Source organism: Ectobacillus antri, from assembly GCF_003852715.1.
GTDB classification, from domain to species: domain Bacteria; phylum Bacillota; class Bacilli; order Bacillales; family Bacillaceae_G; genus Ectobacillus; species Ectobacillus antri.
In genome coordinates this window covers 67,208-92,748 of record NZ_RIAV01000011.1, presented here as the reverse complement: position 1 = coordinate 92,748, position 25,541 = coordinate 67,208, and the positions used below count along the sequence as shown (strand labels likewise).

At 42.1% G+C, this 25,541-nt stretch carries 22 protein-coding genes and 1 riboswitch; of the genes, 1 reads left to right on the top strand and 21 read right to left on the bottom strand.

The genetic code is table 11. The annotated features are described in order from the left end of the window. Positions 1 to 383 precede the first annotated feature (383 nt). The 4 genes from EEJ45_RS11735 to EEJ45_RS11720 all read right to left on the bottom strand — a co-directional run bounded on the left by EEJ45_RS11735 (position 384) and on the right by EEJ45_RS11720 (position 5,574). A complete protein-coding gene (locus EEJ45_RS11735) occupies positions 384 to 938 on the bottom strand; it encodes a hypothetical protein (protein ID WP_124565009.1) in 555 nt (184 codons plus the stop codon). A gap of 79 nt (positions 939 to 1,017) precedes the next feature. Then, positions 1,018 to 2,733, bottom strand: a complete 1,716-nt coding sequence (locus tag EEJ45_RS11730) for a nuclease domain-containing protein (RefSeq protein ID WP_124565008.1) — start codon at positions 2,731 to 2,733, stop codon at positions 1,018 to 1,020. Further along, entirely contained in the window at positions 2,717 to 4,603 is a 1,887-nt protein-coding gene (locus EEJ45_RS11725; RefSeq protein ID WP_164464268.1) for an McrB family protein, read from the bottom strand. Before EEJ45_RS11725 ends, EEJ45_RS11730 begins: the two co-directional genes overlap by 17 nt. After that, entirely contained in the window at positions 4,600 to 5,574 is a 975-nt protein-coding gene (locus EEJ45_RS11720; RefSeq protein ID WP_124565006.1) for a coiled-coil domain-containing protein, read from the bottom strand. The genes EEJ45_RS11725 and EEJ45_RS11720 overlap by 4 nt, the downstream gene beginning before the upstream one ends. Positions 5,575 to 5,758: 184 nt before the next feature. Here EEJ45_RS11720 and EEJ45_RS11715 point away from each other — a divergent pair, with 184 nt between their 5' ends. Beyond that, positions 5,759 to 6,133 (top strand): cytochrome-c oxidase, encoded by a 375-nt coding sequence (locus tag EEJ45_RS11715; protein WP_124565005.1) that lies wholly within the window; start codon positions 5,759 to 5,761, stop codon positions 6,131 to 6,133. A 376-nt stretch (positions 6,134 to 6,509) separates the two neighbouring features. Here EEJ45_RS11715 and EEJ45_RS11710 read toward each other — a convergent pair whose 3' ends face one another. The 17 genes from EEJ45_RS11710 to EEJ45_RS11635 form a co-directional block, all read right to left on the bottom strand. Then, a complete protein-coding gene (locus tag EEJ45_RS11710; protein ID WP_124565004.1) occupies positions 6,510 to 7,742 on the bottom strand; it encodes an aminopeptidase in 1,233 nt (410 codons plus the stop codon). Between the two features lie 427 nt (positions 7,743 to 8,169). After that, positions 8,170 to 8,829 (bottom strand): thiamine phosphate synthase, encoded by a 660-nt coding sequence (gene thiE / locus EEJ45_RS11705; protein ID WP_124565003.1) that lies wholly within the window; start codon positions 8,827 to 8,829, stop codon positions 8,170 to 8,172. Then, positions 8,826 to 9,632: a bifunctional hydroxymethylpyrimidine kinase/phosphomethylpyrimidine kinase gene (gene thiD, locus EEJ45_RS11700; protein WP_124565002.1), complete on the bottom strand. Its 807-nt coding sequence runs from the start codon at positions 9,630 to 9,632 to the stop codon at positions 8,826 to 8,828. Before thiD ends, thiE begins: the two co-directional genes overlap by 4 nt. Next, entirely contained in the window at positions 9,625 to 10,434 is an 810-nt protein-coding gene (thiM, locus tag EEJ45_RS11695; protein ID WP_124565001.1) for a hydroxyethylthiazole kinase, read from the bottom strand. The genes thiD and thiM overlap by 8 nt, the downstream gene beginning before the upstream one ends. Positions 10,435 to 10,492: 58 nt before the next feature. Beyond that, positions 10,493 to 10,602: riboswitch (TPP riboswitch) on the bottom strand. 114 nt (positions 10,603 to 10,716) lie between these two features. Continuing rightward, positions 10,717 to 12,081, bottom strand: a complete 1,365-nt coding sequence (locus tag EEJ45_RS11690) for a glutamine synthetase family protein (RefSeq protein ID WP_124565000.1) — start codon at positions 12,079 to 12,081, stop codon at positions 10,717 to 10,719. A 361-nt stretch (positions 12,082 to 12,442) separates the two neighbouring features. Then, on the bottom strand, positions 12,443 to 13,369 hold the full coding sequence (locus EEJ45_RS11685) for a D-2-hydroxyacid dehydrogenase (RefSeq protein WP_124564999.1): 927 nt from the start codon (positions 13,367 to 13,369) through the stop codon (positions 12,443 to 12,445). 169 nt (positions 13,370 to 13,538) lie between these two features. Then, a complete protein-coding gene (locus EEJ45_RS11680; RefSeq protein WP_124564998.1) occupies positions 13,539 to 14,831 on the bottom strand; it encodes a methyl-accepting chemotaxis protein in 1,293 nt (430 codons plus the stop codon). 355 nt (positions 14,832 to 15,186) lie between these two features. Then, positions 15,187 to 15,327, bottom strand: a complete 141-nt coding sequence (locus EEJ45_RS18455; protein ID WP_164464267.1) for a hypothetical protein — start codon at positions 15,325 to 15,327, stop codon at positions 15,187 to 15,189. Next, positions 15,317 to 16,708 carry a sigma-54 interaction domain-containing protein gene (locus tag EEJ45_RS11675; protein WP_124564997.1) on the bottom strand — a complete coding sequence of 464 codons (1,392 nt, stop codon included), beginning with the start codon at positions 16,706 to 16,708 and terminating at the stop codon, positions 15,317 to 15,319. The genes EEJ45_RS18455 and EEJ45_RS11675 overlap by 11 nt, the downstream gene beginning before the upstream one ends. 131 nt (positions 16,709 to 16,839) lie before the next feature. Beyond that, positions 16,840 to 17,625, bottom strand: a complete 786-nt coding sequence (locus EEJ45_RS11670; RefSeq protein ID WP_124564996.1) for a 3-hydroxybutyrate dehydrogenase — start codon at positions 17,623 to 17,625, stop codon at positions 16,840 to 16,842. Between the two features lie 9 nt (positions 17,626 to 17,634). Next, positions 17,635 to 18,291 (bottom strand): 3-oxoacid CoA-transferase subunit B, encoded by a 657-nt coding sequence (locus EEJ45_RS11665; RefSeq protein ID WP_124564995.1) that lies wholly within the window; start codon positions 18,289 to 18,291, stop codon positions 17,635 to 17,637. A 12-nt stretch (positions 18,292 to 18,303) separates the two neighbouring features. Next, entirely contained in the window at positions 18,304 to 19,005 is a 702-nt protein-coding gene (locus EEJ45_RS11660; protein ID WP_124564994.1) for a CoA transferase subunit A, read from the bottom strand. Positions 19,006 to 19,075: 70 nt separating this feature from the next. Then, the gene (locus EEJ45_RS11655) at positions 19,076 to 20,509 is read right to left on the bottom strand and encodes a GntP family permease (protein WP_124564993.1); all 1,434 of its coding nucleotides are present in this window, start codon (positions 20,507 to 20,509) and stop codon (positions 19,076 to 19,078) included. A gap of 398 nt (positions 20,510 to 20,907) precedes the next feature. Next, positions 20,908 to 21,597 (bottom strand): tryptophan 2,3-dioxygenase family protein, encoded by a 690-nt coding sequence (locus EEJ45_RS11650; protein ID WP_124564992.1) that lies wholly within the window; start codon positions 21,595 to 21,597, stop codon positions 20,908 to 20,910. A gap of 4 nt (positions 21,598 to 21,601) precedes the next feature. Continuing rightward, positions 21,602 to 22,228 (bottom strand): arylformamidase, encoded by a 627-nt coding sequence (gene kynB / locus EEJ45_RS11645; RefSeq protein WP_124564991.1) that lies wholly within the window; start codon positions 22,226 to 22,228, stop codon positions 21,602 to 21,604. A 697-nt stretch (positions 22,229 to 22,925) separates the two neighbouring features. Then, complete coding sequence (locus tag EEJ45_RS11640) at positions 22,926 to 24,032, bottom strand: endonuclease (RefSeq protein ID WP_380018178.1); 1,107 nt, start codon at positions 24,030 to 24,032, stop codon at positions 22,926 to 22,928. 225 nt (positions 24,033 to 24,257) lie between these two features. Continuing rightward, positions 24,258 to 25,490, bottom strand: a complete 1,233-nt coding sequence (locus EEJ45_RS11635; RefSeq protein WP_124564989.1) for a DEAD/DEAH box helicase — start codon at positions 25,488 to 25,490, stop codon at positions 24,258 to 24,260. Positions 25,491 to 25,541: the final 51 nt, after the last annotated feature.

Below are 25,541 nucleotides of genomic sequence, written 5' to 3'. Positions count from 1 at the left end.
CTAACCTCGCTTTTCCCACCTTACGTGCTCCGCTAGACCCTCTTGCGGTACACCTAACCTCGCTTTCCTCATCTTACGTGCTCCGCTAGACCCTCTTGCGGTACACCTAACCTCGCTTTTCCCACCTTACGTGCTCCGCTAGACCTTCTCGCGGTACACCTAACCTCGCTTTTCCCACCTTACGTGCTCCGCTAGACCTTCTCGCGGTACATCTGCTTTCATCCCAAGCTAGGTAGACCGCAGCACCACCTCCGCGCTTACCTTAGCTGTCTAATCAAACGTTTGTTTAGTTAGAATTACCTATTCCTTCAACGCTTCTCGCCTTTTAATCAAACGTTTGTTTAATGTAAAAAGACACTGTCGTTGGGACAGTGTCTTCTTTCTTATGCGCCACCAGATTCCTGTTTTCTTCTTTCTCGTTCAACATGCTGCCACAGCTCCATAGACTCACGCACAATATCCTGAGCTTCTTGACTTAAGACCGTAACGGAAGACAACTCTTGTAGAATTTGTTCTGCCTCTGCATATTGCTCAGCATCCGCATATGCACGCGCCTTCTCAAGCTTACCGCTAAGCTCCTGAACTTGCACCTCTAATTTCTGGGCATTTACTATCACTTCACGCGCTCGCGGTTTTATAATCTCTGTAACTTTGTTTGTTTCTGTTTCATTAACAATCTGCTGTGCATATAAAATTGCTTTCTTTGTATCTCCCTCATCAAGTGCATCTATACTGCTTTTCATGGCCTGCAATGTCTTTACATAGGATTGAACATTTTTATCATTTTTTTCCTGCGCAGCTTGTTTAAAGGAAGCAACAGCCTCTTCATAACGCTCCTCTTTTACTGCTTTTACCCCCGCTTTGATATGGTTTTCATATGCTGAACTGCAAGCTGTCAATAGAAAGAGCATGCACATGAATGACGCTAGTTTTCGCATAATATGTCCCCTCTCGCTGTAGCTATCTCTTTTTCAATTATAATGAAAACTCTCTCATTTTTCGATAGAATAACAGATTTCACCGAAGCAATCGTCGTTTTTCTATCATCTCAGTAAGAGATTTATTTAAATCCTCTGCAATATGAGACATATCATGCTTAGGGCTTAGCTGTACAATACGAAGAGCATGGTGCTCTAGCACTTTGGATACAGGATAATCGACATGTACATTCGGATGGATTGCCCATACTTCATGGACAGGTCTTATATATTTCGCGTAATCCAATCCAAATAAAAATAAAGACCTGCAAGCTCCGGCATAGTTTGTGAGCTTTTTCATCGTAGCTGTTTTTTGTCTTACTCTAGTAGCATCCCATATGTGATGAAGCGGCCTATATTTAAAATCGAATACGAGACTTCCCATGTAAACATCTTCCTCAAATACATCCATGCGCATATCAGGGCAATTATTTGTACTATCTGTATACAGAGGCACCTGAAGGGACGTATGTGCAGGTTCACTTGGAATTTCTCCTTCATATACAAAGAGCACCTTAAGGTTTCCTCTTTTTAATGTTATACTTGTATTTCTATCCAATGTAGGTATTTGAATCTGTTCTGAATGAGAATTAGAGAAAATCCAACCCTCCTGCGGAGAAAAATGTAGTTCTTCTATTAAAAGCTTAAGGAATTGAATAAACCCCCAAGTCTCATACAGCTTATCCGTTCGTTTCCAGCGCAGATGATACGATGCATCTAAATTCATAGACCGATTACCGCACCAGTCTCTGTATATATGAAGAAAGGCACGATATTTAGCATTTAACTGAGCGGCTCGTGGTAAAATATTACCATCCCATATCCCAACTTCATGCCACCAAGAAGCAGATTGCAAGATATTGAGTTTCATAATAAGCTGACTGACCTCTTTATACACATTTTCCAGCCATCCTAGCGCTTTTTGCAGTTGCGACCGTTTCTGACTATTTCCTTCTCGTTGCAATTGTCTTTTCAGCATACTTTGATGAACAACACTTTCATTGCGCATTTCAATAAGTGAGGGCTTCATCATCTGTACAACAGATTTAATCCACCGATTTTCATGTATGTCATAATTCAAACGACGCACTGGAACCCGCCATTCATGCGCTCGATCAGGGTAGCGAAGGCGCTGGGCGAATGTCTCTGCATCCATCACGATAGGTTGATAATTGATCTTAGATTCATACGTTGTTGCCATTTCATAGTTTGCATGCGATACAAGCTCAACGAGTGCAGGCAATACCGTTTTATAGTGATATTGAAGTACTCTTGCTTTATGTGCAAATTCATGCGGTACCATCCTATACACTGAACCTTGGCTCACTACATCATAAGCAAGGCCCTCCAAGAACTCCTGCACCTCATCCTTCATCACCTGTAACTGGCTTTCTGTCACCTGCTTAGGTTGAATGCGAAGCATCGCATAATACCAACGCCCGCAATACACCCTAACTAAATAATCACCTGGTATGAGAGGAAAGTTTTCATGTGAAAACAACAGCTTTTTTTGCGAAGATGGTAATAAGTATGATTCTCCCTCTCCGTCACTCGATGTTTGAATTACACAATCATCCAGCCCTTCAATATATAAACGACAATCTTCATACGAACTTTGAAACAAGACAGTCACATCAATATTTTCGCGGATTATGCTGCATCCGTTGAGCTCATGTTCCTCTTCAACAAACATCAACTGCTCTCTAGCCTGCCCTTGCTGTTCAAAATATACCTGGAATTCAGTATGTGTAGCCATGTAGTTTCAACTCTTTTGCTTTTTGTTTCAAAAGGGCAATTGTGTGTGCAAAAGTGGACAAATGCTTATACTTTTCCAAAAGCACTAATAATTCACCTGCCACAATGTCACCTTTTTCCTTTTCATACGTACCAACCAAAGGTCTCCAAACTTCTTCCGCTCCGCGTATTTTTGTTAAAACACGCTGCACAATCTGTAAATCTAAAGCTTCTTCTCGCGTCATACTTCCCGTGTGCGGCAATAGCTGCAGGTACGCATTAATTTGTCTCACTACACGAGGACCTATCCCTGTACGCGCATCTGCCTTATGCATAGCTTCATGTATATCCCATAGTAAATCGATTTCAGCTCCACTCAGTGCAAATCCAGTGGGTTGGCGGAATGATGTATACCTCTCGTACGAAATGGGCGTTGTTTCAATAAGGCTATCTTCCTGAAGAAGAGCATATTTCATAATATTGAGGGTGATAACATTCGCTCGGTCGAGCACCTTATCCGAAAAATGATACGTAGATTCGTCTACATTTACAGTACCGACAAACATTACATTGTCCCCAATGGGAACTGTCGGTGGATATTGCTCTGCATTATGAAGAGTTGTTTTTAATTTTTCATGATATAAACGAATTTCCTTATTCTCTCGTCCCATTTCCAAAACCGATAAAAACTGAGAAAAATAATGTTCAACACGCGCTAAGTTCATTTCATCAAATGCAACCACATATAGCTTGTCCTGATGTTTAGAAGCATCTATTAATAAGTCAACCAAACCGGAATCACTGGCCCGATACACATTATTTAACAAATCCGTATAGCCCATTACATGTGTATCATCTGTCCATGCCGGTCTAACCGGAATAAATAACATTTGACGCTCATTATGGATACCAAGAGCCTTTGCATATGCATGGACAAGTCTAGACTTTCCAATTCCGCTCATTCCTTGAAGAATGACTAGATTTGAAACCTTCATCGCTGTATGAAAGTTTACTAAATCTTTTTCAGCATATAATAGTCCTTCCGCTTTTGTGACACGTATAAAATGCTGCAGAAATGCTTCCTCCTCTGCCTTCTCTTCTATACGGTCGATTTGAGAAGCTGTTGCGGCTACCTCATCTATTGCGACCTCAAAAGGTTCTGTGTCACTAAGCAAAGCCTTCAGGCTGTCATACATATGAATACTCATAAAAGATAGCGTTGCCGAAGCTTCATACATATCATCAAGCCACATTTCTGGAAGCACCTGAACCTTCAGCTTCTGTTGACAATGAAAACAAAATCCACCATGTGCATGGGAATGGCCGCTAAAAGAACCGATAACATATACCACCTCTTCACTTTCTTTCCAGAAAACGAACTCCGGTGTATCGTTACTTTCGGTAGAAATTTTAGGTATTTTCCCAACGTGCTTCTTGGCTTTAGTTCGCTGGCAAAACTCTTCCATGGAATAACCGTGCTTTTCCTGGCTGTACACAGGGACAGGAACAAAAATGTCACGATTTTGGAATGTATCGGCCTTGCGCAGTAATTCAATATCACGAGCTAAAAATACTTCTCCGCTTGCAGTTTGCTTACGTATAGGTGTAAATACAACAAGGTAATTCTCTAAAAAGTTACGCACATCTTCTTCACGAATATAATCCGGTTTCCTTAAATCATCGTGAAAACCAAACTTCTCTAGTTCCGTTGCATACCCTGTGAAATAATATTGATTTGGAAATGACTTAGGTGCTTTTGATATACGCTTAATCCAAAACTGAACCGTATTTTGACTATTCACAAATACACTTCTCGATTTACCTAAATTTGTTTCAACATCATAATTTGAAGCCACTGTACCTAGCATAGAAATATCCCATTGTTTCATCATATTGAGGCCTCCCATCGCACAAATTCATGCATATTATAGAACTCTTTTATCTGCTCCGTGCGTACAGATTTTTTAACTTTTCTCAGCAATGAAGGTGTCATTGTAAATCGTAGCAAACAAACATATTCAAAAGAAGATAATACTTCCGTTCCAATTGCCTGTTGAATTGCCTCATTTGAAAGAAATACTTCTGCTTTATCTGTAGCAAGTTCTGCTAGATCTCCAAGCACAGCAATCGTTTTTTGCGGCTCCGGTGATATTAAAAAGGCTTGCGGAGCACGTAAGGTTTCAATCTCTATTTGCTGTTTATGGCTTTCTTTCATGACCCTATGCAGCTCCTCACGTAGCTTTAACGTTTCCTGTTCATGTAACTTTTGCTCATATTCATATACAAGATTTCTCTCTTTCTCTTCTTGTATTCGTTTCTTTAATTCTTGTATTTCACCTTCTGCTTTCTTTATCTCGGTTTCTTTGTTCTTTAATGCTTGTTCCACTTGCAACAAATCTTTGGACAGCTCTTTTACTTTCCCATCCTGCTTTTTAACCTTTTCTTCTAAATTTCGAATAATGTTTTGTAACGACTGGATAGGATTTTCTATTTCTTGCGAAGCCACAGGTGCTTGCAAGCTTTTATATAATTGTTCTGCCATTTGTAGTTGCTCTTCTTCTTCTGAAAGCAATAATCCTGCTAAAACCTCAGCACCCCTTTTAAAATCCTTCATCTCATGTAATAGTTCTTGTTTTGTCTTAGGCCAAGCATGCTGTAAGTTCATATCTCCTAACACACTTTGTACACGAGCCAATAATCGCGGCTTTAATAAATCAGCAATTACTTTCGTTCGCAATCTTCGAAGCATTTCACGATCTACTTTTCGAAAACCATTGATAGTGATGTCTGTTTTTTTCATAATTTGATACAATTTCTCTTCATCCATTTCTTGAAAAATCCATTTCCAAAGTTCCTTCTCCATGAAATCATACCTTCTTTACGTTTTTAATAAGTTGTTAAAATTATTAAAAAATTTTTAATAATTACTATTATACATGAATTCCTGAAAGAAAGATTTTTAGGGTGAAAAGAATATAAAAAATGTTGGTTTCATATATATGGAAACGTATTTCAATAACACTTTTTTAGAAAGAGGAGGTAGTTAAATGGGCGTTCGCTTTATTAAGATTTCAACAATCTATTTAGTCGTTGGGGTTGTTTTGGGAATGTATATGTCTATTACACACTCTTACATACTGACACCTGTGCATGTACACATTAACTTACTAGGTTGGGCCGCTATGGCAGTTGCAGGTATCCTTTATCATCTCTTCCCAGATGCAGCAGCTTCAAGGCTTGGTAAGATCCACTTCTGGCTACATAACATCGCACTCCCTATTATGATGCTTGCACTTTCTTTTGTCGTAAAAGGCAAAGAAGCTGCCGGTCCCTTTGTCGCAATCGGTGGCACAGCGCTGACATTAGCTATCATTATTTTTATGGTTAATGTTTTTCTGCATGTCAAATTGCGTGAAGATTAAAAAGAGGCTGGGACAAACATATTTTAAGTGAAGAAAAAACCGAACTATCATGCAAAATTCTAATTTAGAATTTTGTAATAGTTCGGTCCTTTTCTTTGTATTGCTATTTTAAATGGCTCTATTCTAAAAAAACTGTTGTTTTTAGATAGGTTTCTTTGTTTCAGACTCCTGCAGAAGCAACGGCTCAGGTGAGACCCCATAGGCTATAAGCCGAGGAGGCTCACCGCACGCCCCGCGGAAAGCGAGCAACCCCGAGCGGAAATCAACCATTCCCCACTACTTGTTACATAGCAACAAAGTTTGCGAAAACAGCCTTTTAAATGGATTTATTCAGCTTTTGCAAGGGAAAATTCAGTTCTATCCCAGCCTCTTTTCGTTAAAACGCCCAGTTTCCGTTTCTGAAAATTGGTTCGCGTTTACCATCCTTGGTAATACCGTCAATATTCATTTCTGCAGAACCAATCATAAAGTCTTCATGTACAAGACTTTTGTTTGCGCCGCGCTCTTGTAGTTCTTCTTCTGTCATTGATGTACCGTTTTCTAAATTTACTGGATACGCCTCTCCAAGCGCTAAATGATTGGAGGCATTCTCATCGTACAGTGTATTGTAGAAAATTAAACCAGAGTCAGAGATTGGCGATTTATGAGGAACCAATGCAATTTCACCTAGATGACGTGCGCCTTCGTCTGTTTCAAGCAACAGTTTTAATGTGTCATATCCTACTTCAGCTGTGTAATCAACAACCTTTCCGTTTTCAAATGTTAGTGTAAAGTTGTCGATTAGGTTGCCTGCGTAGTTAAGCGGCTTCGTGCTTTGCACAACGCCGTTCACACCGTTACGGTGCGGCATTGTGTATACTTCTTCTGTTGGCATATTTGGATTGAATACCACACCATCCGCACTCACAGAACCACCGCCCTGCCATAAATGATTTTCAGGTAGTTCTACTGTTAAGTTTGTACCCGGTGCTTCATATACGATTTTTGCATATTGCTTCTCATTTAAATAAGCTACTTTTTGCTTTAATGTTTCATTATGTGTATGCCATGCAGCAATTGGATCTTCTGCGTTAATACGGTTAATATGGAAAATCGCTTCCCATAACTTTTCTGTTCCTTCCTCTAAAGAAACATCCGGGAAGATTTTTGCAACGGACGCTGTTGTTGGAACTGTGATAATAGACCAACGCATTTTGTCCGTCATCATGTAGCTACGGTATTTTTTCAAAGCTAAGCCCGCTGCTTTATTTGCATTAGAAATACGCTGCGAGTCGATGCCTTTTAGTAGATCTGGATTTGGTGCATAGATAGAAAGCACACACGCGCCGCTCTCTGCCATTTCTTCTAAGCCCTTCGCTTTCCAAAGCGGATATTCTGTAAACGCTTCATCAGGCGCGCTTTCGTATTTCGTTCTTGTTAGTTCATCATCATTCCACTCCACATGAACATTTTTTGCGCCTGCCTCATATGCCTTTTTCGCAACCAAACGCACAAATGGCGCTGTTTCAATCTGCGCATTGATAATAAGCGTTTGCCCTTCCTGCAAATTCACACCAACGCGAACAGCAAGCTCGGCATACTTCTCTACTTTTTCTTGGAATTGTGTCATTCTACAAACCTCCTATATGTATCATGCTGTTTACGTCTCCTTACAAGCGTAAGGCGCACGAAGACTACACACTAGGTCAGTCCTCATACAGCAGTATCTCTCATTAAAGTATACAGAAAAATCTAACAGATAGAAACTATTTAGTTTGAAACTGAGAGATGTAAACAGGTACTACATTAGGTACAAATAGAAAAACCAACGTTCTTTTTGTGGGAGAGAAGGACGGACCATGTTTTGCTACGGTTAGTGCTTAACAGATACGCGTGCGGAGTAAGACCATACACATGTAGTGAGATGCTATATTCTTACTTTTATATGTCGATGTGTAATATAGTTCTAACGTGTGTGAGCTATTGATATATATCAAATTTTATCATAAAAGCAAAAGTAGGATGGGCGCACAGATATGGAACAAGCTACACAACACTTATTGGGCATGACTTACCGCTCTACGTAACTCTCTTACACGCGCAGCAACGGCCGGTGCCTCACTAATCGCAGAGATAACAGAAATGCCGTCAGCGCCGCCTCGTATGACTTGATTTGCGTTTTCTACATGAATACCGCCAATTCCCACAATCGGAATAGCAATGTGTTGCTTTCTTATTTCTTCAATAACCACCGTTCCTTGTACACGCTTGGCATCTGCTTTTGAGTTTGTTGGAAAAATAGGACCGATGCCGAGGTAATCGGCACCATCTCGAATCGCTTGCTTTGCCTCCTCTACACTATGCACCGATACACCTAAGATACGATTGCCGATTCTTTCCCTCACAAGAGAAGCTGCTTCATCCTCCTGTCCGATATGAACACCATCCGCATCTAAGGAAAGGGCCAGCTCAATATCATCATTTACGATGAATGGCACCCCGTTCTCCTGACAAATCCGCTGCACTCTTTGTGCTAATGCATATCTTTGTTCGCCGTGCAGCGCATCGTTTCCTTTTTCCCGAAACTGAAATAATGTAATGCCACCTTGAATGGCTTGCTCCACAACTGTTTCTAGATTTTCTTTGCAGTTATTGCTGCCGGCGATAAAGTACACCGGCAGCAGCTCTCTCATCTTCTTCGCTGTAATTCTACTCATCGTAACACCTGCTTGAGCGATTTTTGATAAGCCCAATGATTCGTAGGGCCATGGCCTGCCCCAATCTGCAGCTCATCTGTAATAGCCGCTTGAATAAACGCTTTGGCTACTTGCACTGCTTCTTGTACAGATTGTCCTTTTGCTAATTGCGCTGCAATCGCCGCCGCAAACGTACATCCCGTGCCATGTGTATTTTTCGTCGCAATCTTTGGGCTTGTATAGTAGAAAAAGGAAGTACCGTCATATAAAAGATCCGTTGCTTCGTCAAGTACATCATGACCACCTTTAATGACAACATACGTTACACCCATACTGTGCAGTCGCTTTGCCGCACGCTGACGGTCTGCCATCGTTTCAATTTTCATTTTGGTCAAAACCTCTGCCTCCGGTATGTTCGGCGTTACTACAGTAGCCAGTGGTAGTAGCTCTTCTTTTAATGCCTCCACGGCCTCCTGCTGCAGCAAAGATGCACCGCCCTTAGCAATCATAACCGGGTCCACGACAACATGTTTCCAGCCAAATTGTTCAATACCTGCCGCAACAGCGCGAATGATTTCTGCGCTAAATAACATACCCGTCTTGATGGCATCTGCTCCCATATCAGTACCGATTGATTGAATTTGTTGTGTTACGGCTTCGACTGACATGGGATACACACCTTGCACACCAAGTGTATTTTGCGCTGTTACAGCGGTAATAGCAGACATACCGAATACATCAAGCTCCTGAAACGTTTTCAAATCCGCTTGAATGCCGGCACCACCGCCACTGTCTGATCCTGCAATCGTTAATACTTTATACATGACTGTTCATCCCTTCTATAAGAGCTCTTTCCTCAACATGAACACGCGAAACAATAGCAAGCGCATCTAGCAAAGCAATTTGAAAACTCCCCGGGTTATCTCCCGCTTGTTCATACGCTAGCTCTGCCGCCACACCATAGCAAGCAAGTGCTGCAGCCGCAGCAAATGCAACGTCTGTTTCTACTGCGGCAAATGCACCAATAACCGATGTTAACAAGCAGCCTGTTCCAGTTACCTTTGTTAAAAGGGGGTGGCCGTTTGCAATGATGTATACACCTTGCTCATCAGCAACTACATCTTCCTTCCCCGTTACAACGACAACCGTTTGCAGTCGCTTGGCAGCCTTTTGCGCTAGTTCTACAACGCTACCTTCCCCGGTGCTGTCCACTCCTTTAATTGCCCACGCTTCTCCAATCACATTGGCAATTTCAGCCGCATTCCCGCGAATGGCTGACAGCTTCACTGTCCCAGCAATGGCACGAGCTATTTCTGTTCGATACGGCGTCGCACCTGCACCAACCGGATCAAAAATAACAGGAACGCCGCGCTCGTTAGCCGCTTTTCCTGCAAGTAACATCGCCTCTACCTCTACCGCGTTTAGCGTTCCCATGTTTAAAACAAGCGCACCCGCAATGCGCGCCATGTCCGCCACCTCCTCGTGTGCATATGCCATCACAGGAGACGCACCTAACGCCAACAAACCGTTGGCTGTAAAGTTTGTCACTACGACATTTGTAATATTATGTATCAGCGGATTTTCATTACGTACCTTCTCTAGTAAACTTGCTACTCTTTCCTTCATGGTTCTTCACTCCTTTAGCAAAATAAAAAAGACACTTCGCGTATGCAAAGTGCCTTGAATTTCTCAAGCAACATTCTCCCTACGCTGGCATTATCCAACAGGTTCAAACGGTCTACGGCAAAGTAGCCGTACTCTCAGCCCTCTTCTCAGGCTCCCGGTACGTTTATTTTGTTTTCAAACACATTCTACTCCCAAAAAGAAGAAATAACAAGTAAAAAAGAGGTACTGACCCAAAAGTTCGCTTGTAACGGACATTTGGAGTCAGTACCTCTTTACATTGTATTAGAATTTTGCTTGATAGTTTACAAGCTCCCAAGTGTGAACTGCTGTTCTGTAGCTGTCCCACTCTGCTTTTTTCAGCGCTACGTACTCGCCGTATACGTGCTCGCCAAGTGTTTCGCGGCCAATTGTGCCTTCTTGTAGTGCTTCTACAGATGCCTCTAGGCTACCTGGTAGGTTTTCAATGCCGTAAGCTTTGCGCTCTGCTTCAGACATGTGGAAGATATCTGCATCAACAGGAGCTGGTGCTTCTAGACCTTGCTCGATACCTTTTAAACCAGCTGCCGCGATTACCGCAAATGCTAAGTAAGGGTTAGCAGATGGATCTGGGCAACGAAGCTCAACACGCGTTGCAACGCCGCGTTTTGCAGGGATACGAATCAATGCAGAACGGTTGGATGCAGACCAAGCGATATAGCAAGGTGCCTCATAACCAGGAACAAGACGCTTGTAAGAGTTTACAAGTGGATTTGTAATTGCTGTGAAACTTTTAATATTTTCCATTAAACCAGCAATGAACTGATATGCTGTTTGAGACAATTGTGCTTTATCATTTGCATCATAAAATGCGTTTTCGCCATCTTTAAAGAAAGACATGTTTACGTGCATACCAGAACCATTGATACCAAATACAGGCTTTGGCATAAATGTCGCATGCAAGCCAAATTTCTTTGCAATTGTTTTTACGACCCACTTGTAAGTCGTAGATTTATCCGCTGCTTCAAGAGCGCTAGCATATTTAAAGTTAATTTCGTGCTGACCTTCTGCTACTTCGTGGTGAGAAGCTTCAATGGTAAAGCCCATCGCTTTTAGCGCACGGTAGATTTCTAGACGAACGCGCTCACCTAAGTCTTTAGGAGATGGCTCAAAATAACCTGCATTATCATGAAGGACTGCAGTAGGTGTGCCTTTTTCGTCAGCTTCGAATAAGAAGAATTCTAGCTCAGGACCTACAGAAATTGTATAACCTTTATCCGCCACTTTATCTATAACGTTTTTCAACACGTTACGTGTGTCACCTTCAAAAAGTGTTCCATCTGGATTTGCAACACTACACAAGAAGCGAGCTTCTGCATAGCCTTCTTCTACTGTCCAAGGAAGAACCGCGAACGTGTTTAAGTCCGGTTGTAAATATAAGTCTGATTTATTAATTGGAGAGAAGCCTTTGATAGAAGAACCATCAAACATCATTTTTCCTTCTACCACATCTTCCAACTGCTCTGCCGTTACCGTTACGTGCTTTAAAATACCTTCAATATCAACGAACTGCAAATGCAGCAATTCTACGCTTTTTTGAGTAATAATCTCTTGAATCGTTTCCAATGTAAGTGTACCTTCTGTAACTTTAGAAGCAGTTGTTTGAGTCATGTTATTTCTCCTCTCATTTACGTGTCATATTTTCTAACATGAACTCATTATATTCTATGTCTATCAAATAATTCAATATTTTTTTGCATATTTTTTTGGGAATTTTCGTCTTTTTTCCAGCATTGTTGCTTATATTTTTTGAAAACGCTTACTTCATTGCCTGAACTCCGAACAAAAGAGAATTCATTCCTTTACTCATTCAGATTACATAACAAAACGACAAGCATGATGGCTTGTCGTTTGCTTCTTTACACTTGCTAGGTGGACCCTACCTATACGGAGTACCGCTTTTTGAAGACGATCAGAACCCCTCACCGCAATCACGCAAGGCTCGTTCTTCTCTCCTATCTAAAAAGTAAGCTTAATATCCTTTCTGCAAATCTACTATATTACTAGGGACATTCCCTGTTTCAACTTCTCGCAGTGTCTCTAAAAAACATTGCACCGCTTCTTCGGGCGTAGTAACCGCAGAAATGTGGGGTGTGATGATTACATTCGGGTGATTCCACAAGAGAGAATCCTTCGAAAGCGGTTCCTGTGCAAATACATCAAGTACCGCTTTTCTAACGTTGCCAGTCGCTAAAGCTTCTACAAGTGCTTCATCCTGTATCGTTCTACCTCGCCCCACGTTTATAAAGCCGGCATGGCGCAGCTGACAAAAAAAGTTGCGATTGAATATACATTCTGTCTCACGCGTTAACGGAAGCGTCGAGATAATCCAGTCCGCTTTCCCTATCACTTCCTCGGCACGTCCCATTTCGTAGACTTGATCAAAATATATCTGCGCCGCTCCGCTTCTAGAGAGCCCGATTACTGTAACACCAAAAGACGACAATACCTTAGCTAATTCACGTCCAATCTCCCCTGTGCCGAACACAACAACTGTTTGCGTATGTAGTAAATGCGGTGTAGCTGGTACCCACCGGTATTGCTGTTGCTGCGCTTGAAACTCATCGTGCTTTTGCAAATCACGAAGTATATAACTTAAGCAATACTGAGCGATTCGTTCACCAAAAGAGCAAATAGTACGGGTAAGCAACACTGCTTTGTTCCAAGGTCTTTGAAAAAGAAAAGCATCCACACCCGCACCTAAGCTATGCACCCATTTTACAGATGTAAGACTTGCTTGTGCAGGAGGCGCAAAGCCAACGTAGGCATCTGCCCAAGACAAGTCGGCTTCGTTCACTTCTTCCTCTGCCATAAACTTATATTCATATAAATCTTCATCCACGTATTGCCGTATAACCTCACGCAGTCTACCCGTTACTATGATTCGCTGAATTTTCATAACTTTTCCTCTCTACCTTAACATGTAATATTACCTTTTTATATTTGTGCACATACAATATGATTCTCATGTTTTTTCTACTCCATAGGCATATCATATCAAAAAGTGCTAATCTTTCTAACTTTTATCATAATGATACAACAAAAAAACTCCCGCCAATGGCGAGAGCTTATACGTTAAATTGCTCAATTGTTTTCTTTAAATCAGCCGCTTTCTGTTGCAGCTCTCGTGTTAATTCTTCTACTAGTTCAATATGCTCTGTTTGTTGCACCGTTGCTGATGCCACGTGCTGGGCGCCTGCTGCTGATTCCTCAGCAATAGCAGAAATTGCCGACACCTGTGCACCCGCCGCATGAATATGCTGAATTTGTTGCTTCATATACTCACTGATCTTTGCTACACCTTGCGCTACGTCAGTAACAGATACGGACATTTCTTTCAAAAGTAACTCCGTCGCTTCCCCGCGCTTTGCTTCATCGTTTGCTGTCTTTACTTGTGCACTCATTCGTTCTACAACAATCTGAACCTCTGTTTGCATACTGCTTAACAAACTAGAAATACTTTGCGCAGAGTGTGCACTTTCATCAGCAAGTTTACGTACCTCTTCCGCTACAACCGCAAAGCCTCTGCCATGCTCACCTGCTCTAGCCGCTTCAATAGAGGCATTTAGCGCCAATAAGTTCGTTTGACTTGCAATTGCACTTACAAGTTCCACAATATTTCCAACCTGCTTTGTATGCTCCTCTAGCCTGCGCACACTTTGCATAGACTGTTCATTTTCTTCTGCTAAGCTGTGAATACCTTGAATTAATGATGTAAATACCTTTGTACTTTGACCAAGAGCCTGTACCATTTGCGAAGCTAACTGATCAGAATGTCTTGCTTGTTCTTCTGCACGACCCGCAAGATCAACTGTTTTAGAAACTGTACCGGAAATTTCTTGAATAGAAGCTGCCGATTGGTCAGCACCACCTGCAATTTCCTGCAACGTCGCAGACACTCCTTTTGCTTGCTGCGCAACTTCACTGGTACGCAAGCAAATCTGCTCAACCTTTTCATTTGTTTCCGTAAAGTTTGTATCAATATTGCGAACCATTGCTCGCAAGCTTGCTAGCATCATATTAAATGCAGAACTCAAAGAGCGTACCTCATCCTCCATCTTCGGTAGCGGTACATCTTCTTGTATATCACCTTGCGCAGCTCTGCGAACCGCTTCTTCTAATTGACGAAGTGGCTTTACAATAAATCCACCAGCACTGTATGCCAAAATCCCTGACCACACTACCCCAAGCAACATAACAAGCGTTACAAACAAACCTTCGCTCATTTGCTCTTTCACATAATCGTAAATTACAAAGATAAAAAATGCGCTTACAGAATACGTAATCATTGCTAATACCGTTGTGAACAACATCAATTTAAACTTTAACCCAAAGAAAAAGCGCGGCTTTTTCACCATCATATCCTCCCCGTATATTACATAATAGTTTATATATTTATATTACAAGGTTTTTTGATATAAGGATATGGAAAATAAAAAAATACACACTTTTTATTTTTATTTTAATTATTTTAAAAAATATAGAGATGTACTTCTTTTATTTTTATTACAGATTATGCGTTAACAATGGCTCATACATCATGATACCCTGGTTTTCCGTATTCATCATCAATTATTACACTTTGTTTATTCAATACATTCCGGTGCAATACGTTATAGCGAACACCCCCCCTACACAGGAACAATTGCCTGTTCCTTTTCATAGACCTCATATCACTTCGCCCGGTAAGATAGCTTCCCCACCATAATCTGATATTTAGAACGCTTTTAGGGACACAAATTTACTAAGTTCATTCTCACACCGCACGCGCTCCTCTTCAGCACTGTCCGCTTCAACACCACACCCGACCTCTCTATCATCTAAGAGAAAATCGTTCATCTCTACCTCACAGCCCATACAACCTACACTTATCATAAAAACTCGTTTTCCCCATACCTAACAGCTTCGCCGCAAGCTGCTTATTGCCTGATGTATGACGTAACGCATTTTGTATGGCCTGCTTTTCAGCTTGCATCAAAACGTCCCTCATTGGGATAATTGGTGTATGCTGTGTACCCAAAACGCTTTGCTGCGCTGTATGAGGTACATGTTCCTGTAAGTATAATGGTAAATGTACGATTTGAATCACGGTACCATCTAGAACATTGACTGCGCGTTCAAGAACATTTTCTAGCTCGCGTACGTTCCCAGGCCAACTATGCTGCTGAAGGCGTGTAATAACTTCATATGATAATGATAGACCTTGCCGATTAAACTTACGCTCCAATTTTCGAAGGAGCGACTTGGCGATTGCCACTAGGTCATCTTTACGAATACGCAACGGTGGAATCTCAATTTTCATCACATGTAAACGATAGTATAAATCTTGACGGAACTTCCCTTCGCGCACCATCTGTTCCAAATCGCGATGGGTCGCGGCAATAATACGTACATCAACAGAGATTGGAAGCTGCCCTCCAACTCTTTCTATCTCTTTTTCTTGTAATACACGAAGCAATTTACTTTGCATATGAAGCGGCATGTCCCCAATTTCATCAAGAAACAATGTACCGCGATGCGCGAGCTCAAATTTCCCTTTTTTCCCACCTTTTTTAGCGCCCGTGAAAGCACCTTCTTCATAGCCAAACAACTCTGATTCAAGCAAATGTTCTGGTATAGAAGCACAATTCACACGAACGAATGGAAAATGTCCCCGAGGGCTTGTTTGATGAATCGCATGAGCAAACAACTCTTTGCCTGTACCAGATTCCCCTGAGAGAAGTACAGCAGATTGACTCCCAGCCACTCGCTCTGCCAAACGCTTTGCCTCTTGAAATTTCGGATGTATACCAATTAAATCTCCAAATCCGTATTTACTACGAAGCTCCTTATCAAATCGCTTTTTATAATACTTTAACTCTTCTAAAACAGGCTGTACCTTACGAGAATAGTCCAGCCAATCCTGTGAGTTCCGAAACATGACCGTTCCGACCGCACCAACTAATTCCCCGCCCACATACAAAGGATAGCGATTGGCGATCATTTCACTCCCTTTAATAGATTGAATAGAAGCTACTTCTGCCTGACCTGTTTTCACAATCAAATGCATTCTTGTATTCTCAATTACATCCTGCACATGCTTACCAACTGCGTTCACTGTATCTGTATCTAAAAAATCACAATACGCCCCGTTTATATAACGAATGATTCCTTCACGATCTACAACTACAATCCACTCTGCAGCTAGGTTTAAGATTTCCTCCAGCCACTCGTACGGTAGTTTACTTTGCGTCATCATCCATATCTCCTCCGCATTCCCCTGTATGTCTATCATACCAAAAACAGACTGAATTTTCAGCATCTTATAAGCCTGTTTAGAGAAATACTTACCAATCAACAAAAAAAAGAAGAGGTTTCCCTCTTCTTTTTTTACTGCACGGTATACCCACCATCAAGTACGGCCGCTTGCCCTGTAATTCCTTTTGCTTTATCGCTCGCTAAAAACGTTGCATAGTCTGCAATCTCACTTACAGACAACAAGCGTTTTTGTGGTACCAGCGGGTAAATTACCTGCTCGAGCACACTCTCTAGTGGTACATTACGCGTTTTTGCCAAATCACCCAATTGATTACGCACAAGCGGTGTATCTACATACCCAGGACATAGTGCATTAACCGTAATACCATGTGCCGCTCCTTCTAGAGCTGCTACCTTGGTTAAGCCGATTACACCATGCTTTGCGCTGTTATAAGCGGCCTTACCCGCAAACCCTACCAAGCCATTAATAGATGCCATATTAATAACTCTTCCGAATCCTTGCTTCTTCATAATAGGAAACGCATATTTAATGCCGATGAAAGGCGCTGTCAACATTACCTTTACAAGCAATTCAAACTTTTCAATTGGAAAGTCTTCAATGGAAGACACATACTGTAAACCTGCATTGTTTACTAGAACATCTAATCTTCCAAACTCCTGCATAACCCGTTCAAAGCTATCGCGTACTTGTTCCTCCTTGGTAACATCGCACGCTACGGCGATTGCTTCAAAGCCCTGTTCGCGTAAATGATGAGCTGCCGTTTCCGCCGCTTCTCCGTTCAAGTCAGAAATCACGACTTTTGCGCCTTCAGCGGCAAAGGTTCTTACAATCTCCAAACCAATTCCGCTTGCTGCTCCTGTTACTAACGCTACTTTTTGTGTAAGTGCCGTCATCATGATCCCCCCTTACAAGCTTACGCCAATGCGCACATTCGGGCTTACCGAGAAAGAAGCTTCTGTTTTCTCCTGTACCTCTTCCACAGTTACTCCTTCTTGCGTCTCAACCAACACCATACCTGCATCTGTAAAATCAAACACAGCTAAATCAGTAATAAGACGATGCACAACACGTCGGCCTGTTAAAGGTAATGTACATACTTCCTTCACCTTAGATTCACCATGCTTATTAACATGCTCCATGATAACGATGATACGTTTCGCGCCGTTTACAAGATCCATCGCACCACCCATACCTTTTACCATCTTACCTGGAATCATCCAGTTTGCCAGGTCGCCATTTTCTGATACTTCCATACCTCCCAAAATTGCGAGATCAATATGACCGCCGCGAATCATCGCAAAAGACTCAGCGCTGTCAAAATAAGCGGCTCCAGTAACCGCTGTCACTGTTTCTTTACCTGCGTTAATTAAATCCGCATCTTCCGTTCCTTCGATTGGATACGGTCCGATGCCCAAAAGACCATTTTCTGATTGCAATAGGACATTATAATCTGCTGGAATTTCATTGGCTACAAGCGTCGGGATACCAATTCCTAAGTTTACGTTCATACCATCTTGAATTTCTTTCACGGCACGCTTTACAATTTTCATTCTTGCATTCATATTTGCCCCTCCTTATGCCTGCACAACCGTGCGGCGCTCAATTCGTTTTTCATAGTTTTCTCCAAGTAGCACACGTTGGACATAGATACCTGGTGTGTGAATTTCATCCGGATCTAACGCACCTGCTTCAACAATCTCCTCTGCCTCAACAATTGTAATTTTACCCGCCATCGCCGCTACTGGATTGAAATTACGAGCTGTTTTACGGAACACGAGATTGCCAAGTGTATCTGCCTTCCATGCCTTTACCAATGCAAAATCACCAACGATACCTTGCTCTAAAATATACATACGGCCATTAAACTCCTTATGCTCCTTACCCTCTGCAACTGGCGTTCCGACCCCTGTAGCTGTATAAAAGCCTGGAATACCAGCACCGCCTGCGCGAATACGTTCAGCTAATGTACCTTGTGGCACAAGTTCAACTTCAAGCTCTCCACTTAAGAACTGACGCTCAAAGATTTTATTCTCACCCACATAGGAAGAGACCATTTTTTTAATTTGACGGTTTGCAAGCAACAATCCCAATCCCCAATCATCTACACCGCAGTTGTTGCTTACTACCGTCAAATCCTTTGTACCTTGGTCACGCAGCGCTAATATCGCTTTTTCAGGTATACCGCAAAGACCGAATCCTCCGACAATCAAGGTCGCGCCATCGTGAATATCTGCTACTGCCTCTTGAAATGAGCTAACTACCTTACCTTTTTTCATGACCGTTCCCCCTTAAAATTTATCATGTAGAACATTCCAGTCGCCGGATTCCGGCGACTGAATCTACCATTTACACCAGACCTGTTAAGCTGTAGACACCAATAATGAAGAATACTGCAATTGTTTTAATGATTGTAATCGCAAAAATATCACGGTACGATTGACGGTGCGTAAGCCCAGTAACCGCAAGTAATGTGATAACCGCTCCGTTGTGTGGCAGTGTGTCCATACCGCCGGATGCCATGGAAATAACGCGGTGCATTACCTCTGGCGGAATATTGTACTTTTCAATTGCTTCCAAGTACTTTTCAGACATGGCGCTTAGCGCAATTCCCATACCGCCGGATGCAGATCCTGTGATACCCGCAAGTGTCGTTGTTGTAACAGCGCCGTTCACAAGTGGGTTCGTAAACGTTTCTCCAATCCCTTTACTAATAACACCGAACCCTGGCAGAGAAGAGATAACGCCCCCAAAGCCGTACTCTGCACCCGTATTCATCGCTGCCAGCAAAGCACCGCCAATACTTGCATTAAGACCAGCCTGGAAGTTTGTTTTTACGCGGTTCCAGTCGTATAAGATTGTCGTAATAATACCCACTAAAAGCGCCATCTGTACCGACCAAACTGCTACAACTGATGCAGTTTCAATTTTTCCAAATGCTTTTAAGCCAATTGCCGCAAAATCAAAGCCGTTTGGATACCACTGCGGAATGTAAATTGTGAAAACTTTGTTCATCACACCAACTAGAATGAGCGGGACAAACGCAAGCAACTGACGCCCCATGCTCGTATTCGTACGAAGTGGCGTTTGTTGTTCTGTTACAGGTGCCTCTTGCGCAGCCGCAAGCTCTGCACCATCAAAACCATAGTAACCTTCTCCCGCTGCTTCTGCTTTTTTACGACGAGTTTCTAAATACCAGATACCTAGGATTAATACAAAGATGGCACCGATAATTCCAAGCGTTGGAGCAGCGTAAATATCAGTTTTAAAGAATGTCGTTGGGATGACATTTTGAATTTGCGGCGTTCCCGGCAACGCATCCATTGTAAACGTGAATGCACCAAGTGCGATTGTTCCTGGAATTAAGCGCTTTGGAATATTTGCTTCCCGGAACAAGTTCGCAGCGAACGGATACACAGCAAATACCACAACGAACAAACTCACACCGCTGTATGTAAGAATCGCTCCCATCAATACAATTGCTAGTACAGCGCGTTTTGCACCGACAAGTTGAACAATTGTTTTAGCAATAGATTCAGCCAATCCTGACATTTCAACAACCTTACCAAAAATGGCACCGAGTAAGAATACAGGGAAGTACATCTTAATGAAGGCCACCATTTTCTCCATAAAAATATTGGAGAAGAACGGCAAGACGAATTCCGGGTCTGTCAAAAGAACTGCGAACAAAGCGCAGATTGGTGCAAATAAGATGACAGAGAATCCGCGGTAAGCAACAAACATCAAAAGCCCCAGCGCCAACAGAATAACAACAAATTCCACAAACATCCCCCTTTTCCCTTTATACGGTTTGTATAAAAATAAATAATTGCAATAAAAAAGTAACCGTTTTCATTTTTGTTATAATAAAAGTTTAGTAGCTTCTCCTTTCCTTAATATTTGTTCCTTTTCTCTTCTTAATAAAGCAAATACTGTGCCAACTCATATAATTATTACGTACAATTTTTAGAAACTTAATCGTATCAACGAGAAGCTTTTGTACCTGCTTCTAAAAAGAAACTTCAATACCCACTATATTTTGTTTATTTTCCGAAAAATCGGAATTTAAACACTTGCATTTCCGCTAAAACGGAATTTTCCGGAATAACGGAACGTATATGCAAAAAAAGGTATGTATTTTGCGGATACACACCTTTTAATCAAACGTTTGTTTAGTTTGTTCAATCCAGTGGCTGTGGGTTATAGCTAGATCCTGTTACATCCGTTAGATCACTAATTGCACGCCAAAGCTGCGGGTAAAACATCGTTCGAGCTCCGCGTTCTAACGCCTGTGCAGGTACCCCTTTTAAACTTTTTGTTTCAAGACCAATCATGCGGCGTACAAGCTGAATATGTGAATAACGGAAGCTTTGAAACTTTTCATCAAATGTATGCAACTCCTGCATTAAGGTAAAGAGCGAAAAATACTTGTGTGCATCTTGATGTAATGTAAGAGGCGATAATCCATTTTGCAAAAGTAATGTTTCAAACGGTGCCCACAGTGTAGGGCCTTGTTGTAAAATCGCATTAAATCCTGGAGAGTCCTGACCACTTCCTCTTCCTAAAGCCAAGCGGATTGTGTGATAATCACGCGGGCTAATCGCTTTCACCATATCAAATACATGCGGTAAGTGCTCGAGATGCACATTTATCCGACGAAGCTGCGCAATTGCTTTTGTCAGCTCGCTTCCTCTCATATATTGATTAGCTAGCTTAATATGCTGCAGAATCAGTTTAAAATGCAGCTCAGCAATTTGGTGAATGGTTTGAAACGTCAATTCATCATCACAGCATAATTCTCCCTCTGTTTTCTGCAACTCCAACAGCTCTTCTGTTCGAATATATTTCTCGTAATCTGTTAGCTTTTTCATTGTTTTAGTCCCCTTTCCATGAACGAAGTATCGCACGCACAGGACTACCATCTCCTTCTATGAGCGCTAGCGGCAACGCAACAAGCTCATAGTCACCTGGGTTGACTCCTTCTAAATCCAAACCTTCTAAAATATGAATGCCGTGGCGGTGAAGTGCATGATGAGCCAGTAATTTCTTACTATCAAGCGGGTCGACCGAGGGAACATCCACCCCAATGAGTTGCACGCCTTGCGCTGCCAAATATGGTGCAAGATCAGCCTCTAGGTACGTAATAGAATCTGGAAACATCTCTGAATTACTCCAAGAAGACGTGCGAAGCAATAAACGTTCGACTCCTTTTATATCCAAATCTTGAAAGTCACTACTACCAATGCTTTGCTTTCCTATCATATCCACAACGCGAGCCTTACCGATATATCTTTCTAGCGGCAGTTCGCACGTTTGTTTGCCCTCGTTATCAAAATGAAATGGCGCATCTACATGCGTACCGGTATGAATACTCATCGTTAGCTTTCCTACATTTACTGATCCGCTCTGCTCCTTTGACCAGCTGACCTCATATGAAAAAGGTGTATCACCTGGCCAAGTCGGTGTTTTCGTATGAAGCGGTCTAGAAATATCAATAATCATAACAGTCTCCTTACGAAATAATTTAGCAATACAAATTCGTAATAATATTATCCTCCTTTATCCTGTGATCATCGTGGTCTTTCCCTTTAGCCAGACGTTCATTTGAATCATAGCCGTTTGAGCGGAGCTGGCTTTGTACTGCATAAATGTCAGCTGGAGTATTAAATTTTAACCAGCTATTATGGAAGCGATTACATTTTTGTTTGAATATAGACAAATACTGTCTACAAATGCAACCTGTCGCGTCTGCTCCCTACGTATGGGTAATCACCCTAATGAGATGTGAGATCCGGTGCAACTGTAAACAGATACCTCCTTTGCAGAAACAATACGGTTATATACTAAGAAGTCTTTTACAAAACATCTTTCATATTCATGGTAAAGAATAACCTTTCTATCTGTCAATGTTTTCTGAAAATATAAATTACTCTAAATGGAGAGTAGCTTACACAAATTATTTTTCATTTATTTGTAGCAATATCAACCGAGTTGCTATTGTTATCGGCCGATTCCTACTTCTATCGGCCGATTCCTACTTCTATCGGCCGGTTTCCTACTTCTATCAGCCGGTTTCCTACTTCTATCGGCCGGTTTCCTACTTCTATCGGCCGGTTTCCTACTTCTATCGGCCGATTCCTCTTCGTTATCTTTATAAGCTATTCTAAAAAAGACCTGTGCAATCGCACAGGTCTAGGCATTATTGCCAGATGGCATTTACCCACTCCGGATGGTCAATGAATGGATTGCGGTTATGTTGATATTTTGTGTAGATAATATCGTTGCGCTTTCTTTCAAAGTTATCAACAGGGTCTTGCGCGTGCCATTGTAGCAGCACAGAAAGTTTTCCATGGTAAGGAGCTGTGCCGTTATTTACATAGTTGTTTATCTCTAAGTTTAGTTCACCGTTGTCCCCTTCATAGCGCACCGCCATATAAAACAGCATGCGTGCTACATCGCCTTTTACACTGTCTCTTGGTTCCCAAGAATCGCTGTCATAACGACATTGCGTCGCCTCGGAGTGATATACACCGCCGTTATCAAAGTCTAAATTGCCGCGTGCACTGTTTACGGATACGTCTGTCGGACGCAAATGATGTAGATCCGTGCCCGCTCCTGCCGTAGTTCCGAAATCACCATGCGATTTTGCCCACACATGCTCACGGTTCCAGTCGTCCACGCCAGATCCGTTTGTGAACTTCCCTTGCGAACGACCGGTGTATAGTAGAATTACATTGTTAGTATTGTTCGGATCTTCATCTGTATAACGCAGTGCATCCCATACCGCATCATAAGAAAGCTTTGTATGATCATCAATGATGTTATGCAACTCTTGTTTTAATGCGCTACCTGTTTTACCGATGGCGCTACTGTAGTATGTACTATCATAAGGAGTTGTTGTACCGCCGCCCGTGCTGGCGCTCTTTTCCATACTCGTTACATTTTTAATACCTGCATGTGTAAAATACGCTGTTAAGTAGCCTGTCACCTTTACTGCAGTACCCTTTAAGCTTGGATTGCTTTGCAAACCAAAAGTTGTACGATATGAAGTGGGAATTTGTACGTAAATCATGTTAGCTGTGTTCGTTTCGGTTGGACTGTCCGCTAACGCAAGTGCATAATCATTTGGATAATTACTTGTAACGACTGTGTTGGTTGCTGTCGGTTGTCCCACAACGTACCCTTGCACGGTTTTCAGTGTATTGTTTTGCGTGGCGATTGCTTGCGCTACCGTGTACGGTGAAGCGGCCGATCCGTCCCCAGCAAATACTGACTTCATGGATACGGTTGTCATGATACATGTCATGATAACTAAAAGTGCAAAAAAACGTTTTGCATACTGCATTTTCATGTCCTCATTCTCCTTTTTATTTGAAATACACACTCCGTTATCATACAACATTTCCACATCCTTTTTTCATTAATTTTGTAAATTTTCCGATATTTATACGTAAAAAGACAGCTTGTAATTCAAAGCTGCCTTTACAAATCAAATTCCATATGCGGTTTCGCACATATGATTAATCATATCTTACCTCTTTCGGCGCCCTTGACTGCTTTTTGCCTGCGCACGTGCTGGCTTTCGACCGCCTTGTTTAAATGCCGGCTTTTTGCCTCGCGGCTCCCGATTCGGTCTGTCTGCTTGTACCTCTTCTGTTTTCGGGCGCTCAATGCGCTCTATTTTCATTTTGATTCCTTTTTCAATCATTTCTAAATGCTGTTTATCTTTTGGCGCGAAGAATGTGACAGCCAATCCACTTTCTCCCGCACGACCTGTTCGTCCAATGCGGTGGATATAGCTCTCCACATCATGTGGAATATCGTAGTTGAAAACGTGAGTCACCCCTTCTACATCAAGGCCACGTGCCGCAACATCCGTCGCTACTAGGAATTGTAGCTTTGCCTGGCGAAAGCGTTCCATAACCTTTTCACGCTTTGCTTGCGATAAATCACCGTGCAATTCGTCACAGTTATAGCCGTGCTCTTGCAGTGCAGCATTTAGTGTGCTTGCGCGGCGCTTTGTGCGGCAAAAAATCATTGCAAGAAATGGCTGCTCGCGCTCAAGCATATCGCGCAAAGAAGCTTGCTTCGTACGGTCTGTTGTTTCTACGGCAATTTGGCGAATATACTTTACAGTAATTTGCGAAGCTTTGATCTGGACATTTTCAGGCTTCTTCATATAACGCTTCGCTAGCGCTCGAATTTCTCCTGGCATGGTTGCCGAGAATAAAGCTGTTTGTCGGTCCGGAGATGTTTTTTCAATAATCGTTTCTACTTCCGATAAAAATCCAATGTGCAGCATCTGGTCTGCCTCATCTAGTACGAGCGTCGAAATATCCGACACATCAATTGTTTTGCGGCGCATATGGTCAAGAAGGCGACCGGGTGTCCCAACAACGATATGTGTTGCACCTGCTAATTTCTTGATTTGTCGCTCTACATCTTGTCCCCCATAAACAGCAAGCACATGAATATCCGGTGTGCGAAGCTTTTCAATTTCGCCTGTAATTTGGACAGCCAGTTCTCGCGTTGGTGCAACAATAAGTGCTTGAATGTGCGGTAAGTCAGGGTTTATATGTTGTAGAATTGGCAGTACAAATGCCAATGTTTTTCCCGTTCCTGTTTGCGCCTGTGCAACTACATCTTTTCCTGCGAGCAATAACGGAATTGCCTTTTCCTGTACCGGTGTAGGGCTGCTTAATCCATTACGCTGTAATCTTTTCTGTAAATCTTCATGTATGGTAAGACTTGCAAAGTCCTTCACATCATCACCTCTTCTTTAGTATGCCTTTCTCAGTATACTGGAAAACATGGC

Bases quoted from the DNA above. Each gene is read 5' to 3' on its own strand.
- EEJ45_RS11735 (WP_124565009.1), bottom strand. From the start codon at position 938: ATGCGAAAACTAGCGTCATTCATGTGCATGCTCTTTCTATTGACAGCT.
- EEJ45_RS11730 (WP_124565008.1), bottom strand. From the start codon at position 2,733: ATGGCTACACATACTGAATTCCAGGTATATTTTGAACAGCAAGGGCAG.
- EEJ45_RS11725 (WP_164464268.1), bottom strand. From the start codon at position 4,603: ATGATGAAACAATGGGATATTTCTATGCTAGGTACAGTGGCTTCAAAT.
- EEJ45_RS11720 (WP_124565006.1), bottom strand. From the start codon at position 5,574: ATGGAGAAGGAACTTTGGAAATGGATTTTTCAAGAAATGGATGAAGAG.
- EEJ45_RS11715 (WP_124565005.1), top strand. From the start codon at position 5,759: ATGGGCGTTCGCTTTATTAAGATTTCAACAATCTATTTAGTCGTTGGG.
- EEJ45_RS11710 (WP_124565004.1), bottom strand. From the start codon at position 7,742: ATGACACAATTCCAAGAAAAAGTAGAGAAGTATGCCGAGCTTGCTGTT.
- thiE (WP_124565003.1), bottom strand. From the start codon at position 8,829: ATGAGTAGAATTACAGCGAAGAAGATGAGAGAGCTGCTGCCGGTGTAC.
- thiD (WP_124565002.1), bottom strand. From the start codon at position 9,632: ATGTATAAAGTATTAACGATTGCAGGATCAGACAGTGGCGGTGGTGCC.
- thiM (WP_124565001.1), bottom strand. From the start codon at position 10,434: ATGAAGGAAAGAGTAGCAAGTTTACTAGAGAAGGTACGTAATGAAAAT.
- EEJ45_RS11690 (WP_124565000.1), bottom strand. From the start codon at position 12,081: ATGACTCAAACAACTGCTTCTAAAGTTACAGAAGGTACACTTACATTG.
- EEJ45_RS11685 (WP_124564999.1), bottom strand. From the start codon at position 13,369: ATGAAAATTCAGCGAATCATAGTAACGGGTAGACTGCGTGAGGTTATA.
- EEJ45_RS11680 (WP_124564998.1), bottom strand. From the start codon at position 14,831: ATGATGGTGAAAAAGCCGCGCTTTTTCTTTGGGTTAAAGTTTAAATTG.
- EEJ45_RS18455 (WP_164464267.1), bottom strand. From the start codon at position 15,327: ATGGGCTGTGAGGTAGAGATGAACGATTTTCTCTTAGATGATAGAGAG.
- EEJ45_RS11675 (WP_124564997.1), bottom strand. From the start codon at position 16,708: ATGATGACGCAAAGTAAACTACCGTACGAGTGGCTGGAGGAAATCTTA.
- EEJ45_RS11670 (WP_124564996.1), bottom strand. From the start codon at position 17,625: ATGATGACGGCACTTACACAAAAAGTAGCGTTAGTAACAGGAGCAGCA.
- EEJ45_RS11665 (WP_124564995.1), bottom strand. From the start codon at position 18,291: ATGAATGCAAGAATGAAAATTGTAAAGCGTGCCGTGAAAGAAATTCAA.
- EEJ45_RS11660 (WP_124564994.1), bottom strand. From the start codon at position 19,005: ATGAAAAAAGGTAAGGTAGTTAGCTCATTTCAAGAGGCAGTAGCAGAT.
- EEJ45_RS11650 (WP_124564992.1), bottom strand. From the start codon at position 21,597: ATGAAAAAGCTAACAGATTACGAGAAATATATTCGAACAGAAGAGCTG.
- kynB (WP_124564991.1), bottom strand. From the start codon at position 22,228: ATGATTATTGATATTTCTAGACCGCTTCATACGAAAACACCGACTTGG.
- EEJ45_RS11640 (WP_380018178.1), bottom strand. From the start codon at position 24,032: ATGACATGTATCATGACAACCGTATCCATGAAGTCAGTATTTGCTGGG.